Annotated in this window: 6 protein-coding genes and 1 tRNA gene; 5 read left to right on the top strand and 2 right to left on the bottom strand. The window is 57.6% G+C overall.

Going from position 1 to position 10835, the window contains the following annotated elements; all coding sequences use genetic code 11:
* Positions 1-232: 232 nt before the first annotated feature.
* The gene (gene rlmN, locus NE591_RS12015; protein WP_173111234.1) at positions 233-1288 is read right to left on the bottom strand and encodes a 23S rRNA (adenine(2503)-C(2))-methyltransferase RlmN; all 1056 of its coding nucleotides are present in this window, start codon (positions 1286-1288) and stop codon (positions 233-235) included.
* Positions 1289-1360: 72 nt separating this feature from the next.
* On the opposite strand from rlmN, the gene NE591_RS12020 reads away from it, so the two are divergent.
* Entirely contained in the window at positions 1361-2311 is a 951-nt protein-coding gene (locus tag NE591_RS12020) for a D-alanine--D-alanine ligase (protein ID WP_173111237.1), read from the top strand.
* Positions 2312-2386: 75 nt separating this feature from the next.
* Here NE591_RS12020 and NE591_RS12025 read toward each other — a convergent pair whose 3' ends face one another.
* Positions 2387-3079 carry a hypothetical protein gene (locus tag NE591_RS12025; RefSeq protein ID WP_256156724.1) on the bottom strand — a complete coding sequence of 231 codons (693 nt, stop codon included), beginning with the start codon at positions 3077-3079 and terminating at the stop codon, positions 2387-2389.
* 87 nt (positions 3080-3166) lie between these two features.
* Here NE591_RS12025 and NE591_RS12030 point away from each other — a divergent pair, with 87 nt between their 5' ends.
* The 4 genes from NE591_RS12030 to NE591_RS12045 all read left to right on the top strand — a co-directional run bounded on the left by NE591_RS12030 (position 3167) and on the right by NE591_RS12045 (position 10672).
* Positions 3167-6136, top strand: coding sequence for a helicase C-terminal domain-containing protein (locus NE591_RS12030; protein ID WP_256156725.1), 2970 nt, complete (start codon positions 3167-3169; stop codon positions 6134-6136).
* Positions 6137-6229: 93 nt separating this feature from the next.
* Complete coding sequence (locus NE591_RS12035) at positions 6230-7387, top strand: hypothetical protein (RefSeq protein ID WP_256156726.1); 1158 nt, start codon at positions 6230-6232, stop codon at positions 7385-7387.
* Positions 7388-7448: 61 nt separating this feature from the next.
* Positions 7449-10577 carry an aminopeptidase gene (locus tag NE591_RS12040; RefSeq protein WP_256156727.1) on the top strand — a complete coding sequence of 1043 codons (3129 nt, stop codon included), beginning with the start codon at positions 7449-7451 and terminating at the stop codon, positions 10575-10577.
* 19 nt (positions 10578-10596) lie between these two features.
* Positions 10597-10672: transfer RNA gene (locus tag NE591_RS12045), tRNA-Arg, on the top strand.
* Positions 10673-10835: the final 163 nt, after the last annotated feature.

The following is a 10835-nucleotide window of genomic DNA, read 5'->3' on the forward strand; positions in this document are numbered from 1 at the left end:
GCGGCCCGCGAGAGACAAGGGCGGTACGGCTTGAACGAAGTGAGAGGCAGCGCCTTTAGACGCTGCCGGCCCCCCTCGGCCTTATAGGCCCAGAGCAAACCACCCCTTTGAGGGGTGGTTCATGATTAAAAGAAGTTGTTGTAGACCCTAGTGTGAGGTAAGAGAAAATGCTTTACATAACATGCCATTAGTTATCTTTGTTTCACGTGAAACAAGAGAAGAGAAAGACGAATTAACGAAGAGAACCTTGCGCTAACTTGTTTTTTAACTGACCACATGCTCCATCGATATCAGCTCCGCGGGATTTTCTGAAACTTGTTTCCACACCATAATGGATCAGCGTCTCGACCCAATGTTTTGCAGTTGCTGGCGAGGCAGCTTGCAGAGGGGATCCTTCTACGGTGTTCACCGGAAGAAGGTTGACATGGCAGAGTAGCCCATCGCAGAAGTCGAGAAGTGCTCGAAGATCTTCTTCTGAATCGTTGACATCCTTGATGAGGAGATACTCGAAGGAGACACGACGGTTGGTTGACTGGGTGTATCTCTCCACAGCCTTTTTTAGATCCGAAAGAGGTTGCTTTGCCACTTTCGGCATAAGCCGATCACGCTTCTTCTGTAAAGCCGAATGAAGAGACACGGCGAGCGTGAATTGCTCTGGCTCTTGGGAGAGACGATCGATCCCATCTGTAATACCGCAGGTAGAGAGCGTGATATGTCTCGCTCCTATATTGAAATCGTCCCGGCTGTTTAGAATGCGCAAAGCGGCAAGAACTTCATCGTAGTTAAGGAAAGGTTCCCCTTGACCCATAACAACGACATTGCTTACCCGTTCTTGGAAATCCTCTTGGACGAGAGCCACTTGAGCGATGATTTCTGCAGCCGTGAGATTCCGTGTAAGGCCTTCGCGGCCAGTTGCACAGAATTGGCAGGCCATAGGACATCCTACTTGTGAGGAAACGCATACTGATAGCCGATCGAGGGAGCCGTCTCGATGGTAGACGGGCATGCCCACCGTCTCAACTAATGAGCCGTCGGCCAGGGTCACAACATATTTGCGTGTCCCATCTAAGGAAACTTGTCGGTCGAAAATTTTTACCGTCTCCAACGGAAAGAACTCAGAAAGTTTTGTTCTGAGGTCTTTCGGAAGGTTGGACATGGTATCGAAAGAAGCCGCATGATGGCGGTGAACCCACTCGTGGATCTGTTTTGCGCGAAAGCGCGGGTATCCCCACGAGGTGACAAGATCCTCGAGTTCGGCTTCTGTAAGCTTTATCAGTTCGTTATTCATAGGTTCATTATAGACGGTGGCGTTGCTCTGATATACTGCCTCCAGAGATTTACCGTCTGGAAGGAATGCTCCATGGCAGCAGTAGTTGAACCCGCAAAATGTCGCGTCGCCCTCTTAGCTGGAGGAACCAGTGGGGAACGCGAAATTTCCCTTGCATCGGGCAAAGGTGCCGGGGAGGCGCTTCGTGAAGCGGGGTTTATTGTTCAGGAGTTGGATCCGGCGAAGAAGGACCATCTGAAAACGCTCATTGAGGAGCCCTTCGACGTTGCCTTTCTCTGTCTTCATGGAAAAGGTGGCGAGGATGGCGTGCTCCAGGGTTTTCTGGAAACGATCGGCCTTCCCTATACAGGACCTGGTGTGTGGTCAAGCGCGACGGCGATGAACAAGGCCCAATCCAAGCTCTTTTACCAGCGCGAAGGCATTCCTACTGCTCCCTATCAATACATCAAGAAGGGAGAGGGATATTCCGTTCAAGAACTTGCATTGGCTATGGGCGGAACCTGTGTCGTGAAACCGGCTACCGAAGGCAGCGCTTTGGGCATTTACATCGTGGAAGGCGAAGAAGCTATCGCAGATGCCATCGAGCGTGTGTTTGAAATCGACGAGCTTGTTGTCGTTGAGAAGTATATTCAAGGTACCGAGCTCACGGTTGCCGTGTTGGGCAATAGGGATCCTTTCGCTTTACCTGTCATCGAGATTGTTCCTAAAGCTGATTTTTATGATTTCGAATCGAAATATGCCCCCGGCGGTTCGCAGCATATCTGCCCGGCACCTCTCGATGAGGAGAAAACCAAGCAAGTAATGGACGCCGCTGTCGGCGCCCATAAGGCATTGCAGTGCAGTGGCGTGTCGCGTTCCGATTTCATTCTCGACGAGAATGGCATCCCGTGGATTCTGGAGACCAATACCATCCCTGGTATGACGGCGACCTCGCTTCTTCCCGATGCGGCCCGCGCGGCAGGCATCAGTTTCCCTGAGTTGTGCACGAAGCTCATTGAGTATGCCTTCGAAGAGGGAGAGTAAGCGCTTGCGGCCGAGGGGCGACCAAGGTCGCCCCTTACGGTTACCGGTTAGATAACTAAAACAAGTGTTCTCGTTTTAGAACACTCCGCAAGACTTCAGGCCGATGATGATGGCGGCAACGAGGGCAAGAAGAAAGGCCCAGCTGAGAATGTAACAGCCTTTATTGCCCGTGCGTCCAGCCTCCACGAGGCCGTCGATGAACCCTCGGCGCGTTTTAAGTAGCGCCATGCCGCGTTGTTTCTCGGGGAGAGGTTCGCGCTCGCTCGGAAGCCACGTGCCGTTCGAGTCGATGATCTCGTCGACGGCCGACCCCTTCAACGCCAGCTTCGGGCGAATGCCCTTGCCGATAAGCCCGCAGATGCCATCGATGAACTGGTTGAATTCTTCTGAGTAATGGGGGCTGTACCCGATAACTGCGGCCTGTCCCCAATATTCACCTGGCTCAGGTGTTTCCGTGAAGGCGACAAAGGAGAGAATTCCCACGAGTTCCAGACCTTCCGCTGCCAAAAGGCTCAGTTCGCGTGAGAAGCTGTCGTCGAAGTAACCGATAGTTTCGTTGAACTTGTTGATAAGCCATGCGCGATGGACGCCCTCGTCCATAGTGAGATTGATGCGGTATCGGTCTCCCACGAGGGTGTTGGAACCCATGAACACCGCCGCATCTTTCTTTGAGACCGTTCGAAATGTTTGATATGTACCGAAATACCGTTCCATGAATATTCTCTCCGCCCTGGCTGATACAATACCGTGAGTTGTCGAGAACACCATAACCGAGCCCGATGAATCAGGGAACACTCGCTAGGCCGAGGTTCTTTTTTTTCACCACCAAGGGCGCCGCGAAAGATAGGCTGCGCTATGTCACGTGACACCACCCCCCTTGAAGGACAGCTGAAGAACTTCATCAGCGACGGAACGCCGCCGGAGATTATCGCGCGCTACGAGTCGCTGCCTGAACGGGCCCAAAGGAGCAATTTCGGCCGGTTCGATAATAATGTCGTTGTTTTGGATACGGAAACAACGGGATTCTCTCTCGCTCATGATGAGTTGACGCAGATTGCAGCGGCACGGGTGGAAAACGGCGAAATTGTCGACTGGTTCGTTACCTTCGTGAACCCGGGAAAACCCATTCCTGAGGATGTTGCCCATCTCACCGATATTCACGATGAGGATGTGGCCGACGCTCCCTCGGCGTCCGAGGCACTAGCTGATCTGGCCACTTTCGTAGGAGATGCCGTCGTCGTGGCCCATAATGCCGAGTTCGACCGCAATTTCACGACGAACCATCCGACGGGCTATCCGCTGCTCGAGAACACCTGGGTCGATTCCCTCGATTTGTCCCGCATCGCGCTGCCCCGCATGAAATCCCATCGACTCATCGATCTTGTGAAGGCCTTCGGTGCTCCTCGGTCAACGCATCGGGCTGATGAAGATGTGGCGGCGACCTGTGCTCTCCTGCGTATTTTGCTTGCTGCTGTGGAAGCCATGCCGACTATGTTGCTGCGGGAAATCGCCTCTATGGCGGAACCGAACGATTGGCCGACGGTCGTGGTGTTCAAGTATTTTGCCGAGCGTGCGGCTGAGACGAGCGAGGAGAAACCCCTTCCGTTCTCGCTGCGCACCCTGCGCCGAGAACGGGTGGGGAAAGCCGATCTAAGACCGCTCGTGGATGCCGATGAAATCGCCGCCGATCCAGGGCGATCCTTCTTGCTCCCCACGGCCGATGCTGTGGCCCAAGCGTTCACCGCCGAGGGCGTAGTAGGCTCCCTGTACGAAGAGTACGAGCAGCGCGGCGAGCAAGTGGCTATGGCCGAGGCGGTGCGCAACGCGTTTGCCCGATCGCGCAATCTTATGGTGGAGGCAGGAACAGGCGTGGGTAAATCCATGGCCTATCTTTTGCCGGCGGCCATCATTGCCCGAGATAACGGTATCAATGTCGGCGTGGCCACTAAGACGAACGCTCTCCTCGACCAACTGGTCTATCATGAGCTTCCCGCTCTTTCGGAGGAGCTCGGTGCCGACCTCACCTATGCTGCTCTCAAGGGGTTCTCCCATTATCCCTGTCTGCACAAGGTGGAGCGCCTCGTTGTGGAAGGCCCCGGCATGCGCACCGTGGGCAAGGAGCAAAAACCTCAGGCTCCGGCTCTTGCCGCCTTGCTTTCCTTCATTGAGCAGACGGCTTACGACGACATCGACGGCCTGAAGATCGACTACCGCACGCTACCGCGCTGGATGATCACCACCACGAGCCACGATTGCCTGCGCCGTAAATGCCCATTCTTCGGCACGTCCTGCTTCGTTCACGGTTCGCGCCGCAAGGCCGAGGCCGCCAATATCGTCGTTACCAATCACAGTCTCCTATTCTGCGATCTTGCTGCTGACGGAGGCTTGCTCCCGCCCATCCGCTATTGGGTGGTGGATGAGGCCCACAGCGCCGAAAGCGAGGCCCGCCGGGCATTTTCCCTTGAACTGGCAGAGGAGGACATTCTCTCCCTCGTGCGCCGCGTAGCTTCCGAGGAATCTCGGCGCAACGTCTTCGTGCGGGCGGAGCGCACCGTTGTCATGCCGGGCAATGAATCCTCGACGACGCTGTTCTATGGGCTCACGGGAAAGGCGCGCCGCGCGGGAGCCGAATTCGGCGAAGCGGCCCAGGCGTTCTGCAAGGCACTGCCCGACTTGTTCTTCTATGACACCAATAAGCGCTCGAAGGGCTACGAGACGGTGGATCTTTGGCTGAATGACGAGATTCGCCACGGCTCCCTCTTCCAGAACATTGCCCGTCTTGGCCGCGCCATGGCCGAGCGTGCCGAGAAGATGGTGACGGTTTGCCAGGAGCTCGTGGGTTATTTGGAGGACATTGAAGGCGCTGCCGTCATTCAGCGGGAGATCGCCTCTATTGCCATGGAGATGAAGGAAATCATCCAGAACGTCGAGGTCATCTGCACGCAGTGCCCCGAGCGCTACGTATATGCGGCAAGTTTGAGCCGCAAGACCGATCGTCCGCAGAACAAGCTGGAGGCCTTGCTCGTATCGGTGGGGGAGACGCTGAACGAGACCTTGTATGCGCGGACCCATTCGGTGGTCTACGCGTCGGCCACGCTGACCGTTGACGGCAGCTTCAACAGCTTCTCCCAGGCCATGGGGCTGAACGAGAGCGAGTTTTCCGTTGCCGACGAGCTGCTGCTTGCCTCAAGCTACGACTTCGACAATCAGATGGTTGTCTATGTTGTCAACGATATGCCCGAACCCAATGATCCGAGTTATCTCGGTGCTCTGCAGCGCCTGCTCATCGACGCTCACCGTGCCCAGAACGGGTCGATGCTCACCCTGTTCACGAATCGCCGCGAAATGGAGAAGTGCTTCGAAGAGGTGCAGCCGGCTCTGAAGGGAGACGATTTGCGCGTCGTGTGCCAGAAGTGGGGTGTGTCGGTGAAGGGCCTGCGCGATGACTTCCTCGCCGACGAGCATTTGTCCCTTTTCGCTCTGAAGAGCTTCTGGGAAGGGTTCGACGCGCCGGGCGCCACGCTGAAGGGCGTCGTGATACCGAAATTGCCCTTCTCGAAGCCGACGGATCCCCTTTCTTGCGAACGGGCCGCTCGTGACGATGCCGCCTGGCGGCGCTATGTCCTGCCAGCGGCGGTGTTGGAAACGAAGCAGGCAGCAGGCCGTCTTATTCGCAAAGCTGATGACCGGGGCATTCTGATCCTTGCGGACAAGCGTCTTATTACGAAGGGCTACGGCAAGACGTTCCTGAGATCACTTCCCAGCCAGAATATCCGATTCCTATCGGCGGCTCAGATCGTCGACGAGATAGCAGCGCGCCGCTAGGGGAGCATTCTGGTTATGGTAGCGAAGAGGGCGCATCATCCGATGCACATAAAGCGGCGCACGCGGGGGTCTTCCAACGAGATTTCCTTCAGCGTGCTCGATGCCGCCCGTGAGGCTCGCGATGCCGAGGAGCGCGATCGGCGCGAGGGAGGCTCGGGCGGCCCTTCTCTTTTCACATTGGGGAAGGGAAAGAAGCCTCGGCCAACACCGGTCAAAGGGCAGTCCATCGTCTTGTCTGGCGAAGCTCCCGCATCCCCATCAGCCTCTTCTTCCGCTGTTGATCGAAAAATGAGGGGCATCGTGCCCGTGTTCGTGGTGGTGTGCGCCCTTTTGGTCATCACGCTGGTGGGCGGCCAAGCTCTTATGTCGATGAGGGAGCAGCAGAAGTCTCTGCTTGATACCCTGAATGATCAGGTTGACATCATCAAGAGCTGCGATGAATCCCTTCTTCCCTTCGACGAACTGGTTATTGAACAGTGTGATGCCAAGCGCCTTTCCCCCTCGGCGACGGGAGACGCCGCGCCTTCCGCAGAAGCGCTGAACGAGGGGTATCGTGCCGTTGTCGCGGAGATCGCCCCGATGAGAGCCCAGTTAGAGGACTCTATCGCATCCATGGAGACGCTGCAGTCGTCGCTGAGCGACAATGACGATAAGGAGGCGGCCTCTCAGGTGGTGACGGCCGCTCGCTCGCGCCTTAATATGCTGGATGCGGGGGTCAGTATCATCGAGGAGTCGATGATGGCGACAGAGGCGTTTCTCAAAGCCCGATCGGGGTGGAATGCCGTGATAAACGCCGATGCGGCTATTCGTGAAGCCACGGCGTTGGCTGAAGAGATGAGCAAGGAGAACATTCTTGCCTCGCAGGCTAAGGGCAACGAGGCCCTGGCGTTTTTGGAAGAGGCTCAGCAGGATTTCTCTCAAGCCGAAGCGGCCTATCTCAGTCTTGATTTGGCAGCCTTTAAAGCCTACGTGGCTAAAAGAATAGAATCGCAGCAGGCAGCCCTTGCTGCCGACGAGGCCTATCTTTCCCGCAACAAGGAAGAGCTCGAGGCTCAGAACAGCCGCTATAACGCGTTGGAGGAGGAAGCGGCCGCCTTGGCCCAAGAACTCGGGGAAGATGACCCAGAGCAAATCGTTGCTCTTCGATTCTACAAAGAGATTGAGGCCGACCAAGGCGCCTATGAGGCCGAGCGCCTAAAAGCAGGAAATGCTGATGCCTTTCTTCGTGAATATCTCGGAACGGCCTCGTAATGGCGTATACTTACGATAATTATGTCCATAGAACCCTCTTCACCGAGGAAAGGCAACGTACATGGCCGAATTGAACGAACATGTCGCATATCTGTCTCAGGAGATCGGCCCCCGGCCGGCGGGTACTGAGGAAGAACAGCGTGCGGCTCTCTACATAAGCGAGCAGTTTTCCGCCGAGGCCGGTCTGACGACTGCTATGGAAGACTTCCAGTGCAATCCCGACAGCTCACTTCCTCGAACGCTGTGCAGTGGTGTAGCTGTGTTGGTGACGCTGGTGGCGACGATTGTGGGGGCGCTGGCTGTTCCTGCCATCGTGGTGTCCCTCATCTGCGCTGCGTTGGCAGCCGCTGAGGTGTTCGATAAGCCGGTGCTTTCGCGGCTTTTGAACCGCGGGGTGAGCCAGAACGTCGTCGCGCGCTACCTGCCTGCGAAATCGCCGACGCGAGCGAGCCGGAGACGCAAGGTGATCGTGGTGGCGAACTACGACAGCGGTAAGGTGCGACGCGATTTGAACGGTGCGATGCCGGCGGTGCTCCCCATCCTTTATTGGGTTGAGCTGGCGATGCTGGTGGTCATGCCGCTGCTTTTGGCGATTCGCATGGTGCTCGCACCCGACGGTAGCGTGCTCGTGGTGTTCAACGTCCTTCTGGCTGTTGCCATGGTGGTAGCGGTTTTGCCGGTTGCGTCGTTTCTGCTTGAGAAGTTCGCGAACTACAACGAGGGCGCAAACTGCAACGCTGCAGGAGTGGCGGTGCTTTTGGAAGTCGCCTCTCGCGTGGCCGCCGCTCGGGATCTCCCCGATGCCCCCGAGCCAACGGTTCATGGCGAGGCGGCCGCCGTGTCGGCGGGACTTGTTCCTGAGGGGGCGGAGATTGTCTACCATACGGGGAATACTTCCGAGGATTTGGGAACCTCCATGGAGTCAGCTGCCGAGCGCCTGGCGGCCGCCAAAGCTGCCGTAGCGGCGTTGTCAGGGGAACCGGTGTCTGCAACGCCTACTGAGGTGGCAACAGAGGATGAATCTCCGGCGAAGGGAGAGGAAAACGGCGCCGTGGAGGTTTCTCCGGAAGAGAGCCTAACTCCATCCTCTGCCGCGGTCGTCGTCCCTGTTGCTGCTCCCGCCTACGCGGCGCCTGTTGAGCATCAAGTACCTGAATGGTTCAAAAAGGGCCAGGAGCAAGCCAAGAAGCCTGCTAAGGAAAAGCCCGTGCAGCGGTCGCGGTACGCCACGGCTTTGGAACGGGCCGAGGAAGAAATTAACGCGCGCGAGGAGCATGAGCGCCGCAACCTCGACGAGCTTTCCGAGCGTATGCGTGTTATGCGCGCTTCGGTGCAGGCAGCTTCGGCAGCAGCTGGCGCAACACCCACCGAGATTATGGACAGCGTGGTTGCGGACGAGAGCTCCGAGGAAATTTCTGCTCCGCCTTCCGCATCGGCCGTTAATGAAGAGGCATCGCCCTCGTTGGCCCCCGTATTGCCAGCCATTGAAGTGCCGGCGGTTGAGGCCGATCAATTGCCGTCTCCTTCTAACAACACGGTCTCCGCGATGCTGGCCGACATTCCCGCCATCGCATCCGAGCCGGCCTCTTCGGAAGCCGGGACGCCTGCCTCGAAGCCTGTCGTGTCTGCTGTACCGGCTGCGCCTGTTGTGCCCCAGCCGACGGATGACCCCGATGTGACGGTGCGAGACGGCCAGCGTCCGTTGACGGGCGCCACCGTGGCGGTTCCTCCCATTGATCTTTCGACGTCTGATGCTCCTGCTGCGCCTGCGGGCGGGCAGCGCGTGGTGGTGCCCTCGGTGGGAGAAGTGGCTGAGACTCCGGCTTCGGCTCCAGCCGCTGCCCCCCGCCGCCGGCGCGCTATTACGCTGCCCAATATCGGCATCTCCCAAGAGCTCCCGCGCATCTCTATGGATGATTGCCAGCAAGCCGCTCCTCTTTCAGAAGATCGCCCCGAGCATGATGGTCGCGTGCATGACTTGAGCGCCGTCATCCCCTCGGTGACGACGCCCGAGCCGCCGTCGGCCGTTTCAGGTACGCGGGAAGCGGCGCTGCTCGACGCGCTGCCGTCTTTGGGAAGAACGACAACGACGACTGATCCAGCGCTTTCCGGCAGCATTAGTCTTGCGGGCACGTTTTCTTCTATGGGGGCGACGGGAGCGGCCGCGCCTATCGGCGATGAGCTTTTGGAGAATGCCTCCGAGAACGATATATATATCGAAGACGTCGATGACTCTGCTTATGTGGAGCAGATCACCGAGACGGGAGCGATGGCTGGTCCCGGTTATGTGGAGATGCCCAAGAGCCGTTTCGGCGGTATCTTCGGCAAATTCCGCCGCAAGAAGCGTGAGGAAGCATCCAGCCCGCAGGAATGGCTCGATGTTGAGGAGAGCTTCGATGCCCGTGAAGTAGGAGCAGCGCGCGGCGGTTGGGAGAGTTTCCGCGAAGAAGGCGATATCCAGGCTTACGACGAGGAGTATTTGGACGCCGACGCAACGACAGCGTTTTCTCCCGAGTTTGATGACGATTTTGCCGAGGACGGCTTTGATGCACCGCGCTCTTCGCATCGTCGCGGCCGTCATTTCGAGGGTGGGGCGTTCTCTCGCGATCAATTTGACGATGAGTCTGAAGGCGAAGAAAACCAGACCAGTGCCGCCGATCCGTCCAGTGTGTTCGGTGAAGGACTGCCCGCCGATTTCGTCTTCGAGCCGACGCCGGAAATCGAGCAGATCGAGCAATTCCACAGCGACCGCATCGATATGGAAGTGTGGTTTGTGGCGCTCGGTTCCGAACTTGCCGGCAATGGCGGCATGAAAGCGTTTATGGCTGCTCATGAGGTCGAGCTCAAGGGCGCGCTTATTGTGGAGCTGGAGGCGTTGGGTGCCGGTGAGCTGACGCTGATTGACAAAGAGGGCACCTATGTTCCCAAGAAGGCCTCGAGCCGCATGAAGCGCTTGGTTCGCAAGGCCGGTCAGGCCACCGGGCTGAAAGTGCCCGAGGCTACGATGGAATGGCGCAACAGCGCATCGGCCTACGCCTTGAAGCACGGCCAGCAGGCCCTGCATTTGGCGGGCATGGATGGCAGAAAACCGGCATTCTTCGCCGAAGAGGACGATGTCATCGAAAACATCGACAACGACATGTTAGCCTTGAACAGCGATTTTGTCATGGAAGTACTCAAGCATATCTAGCGACGAAATCCAGATATCCGCCCCCGTAGCTCAGCGGATAGAGCGTCGGTTTCCTAAACCGTGCGTCGGAGGTTCGAGTCCTCTCGGGGGCGCCATGATGTGAACGGCGGAGCTTCGGCTCCGCCTTTTTATTCAGGCTCGTGAGCCTGCACGGCGCGCGAAGCGCGGCGGGCAAAAAACCACCCGCTATGCGGGTGCGCGTCGAAGGCTCCGCCCTTGCGTCAAAACGCCGCCAGTCGGGATACGATACGGGTGTTC

Source organism: Adlercreutzia sp. DFI.6.23, assembly GCF_024462535.1.
GTDB lineage: Bacteria > Actinomycetota > Coriobacteriia > Coriobacteriales > Eggerthellaceae > Adlercreutzia > Adlercreutzia rubneri.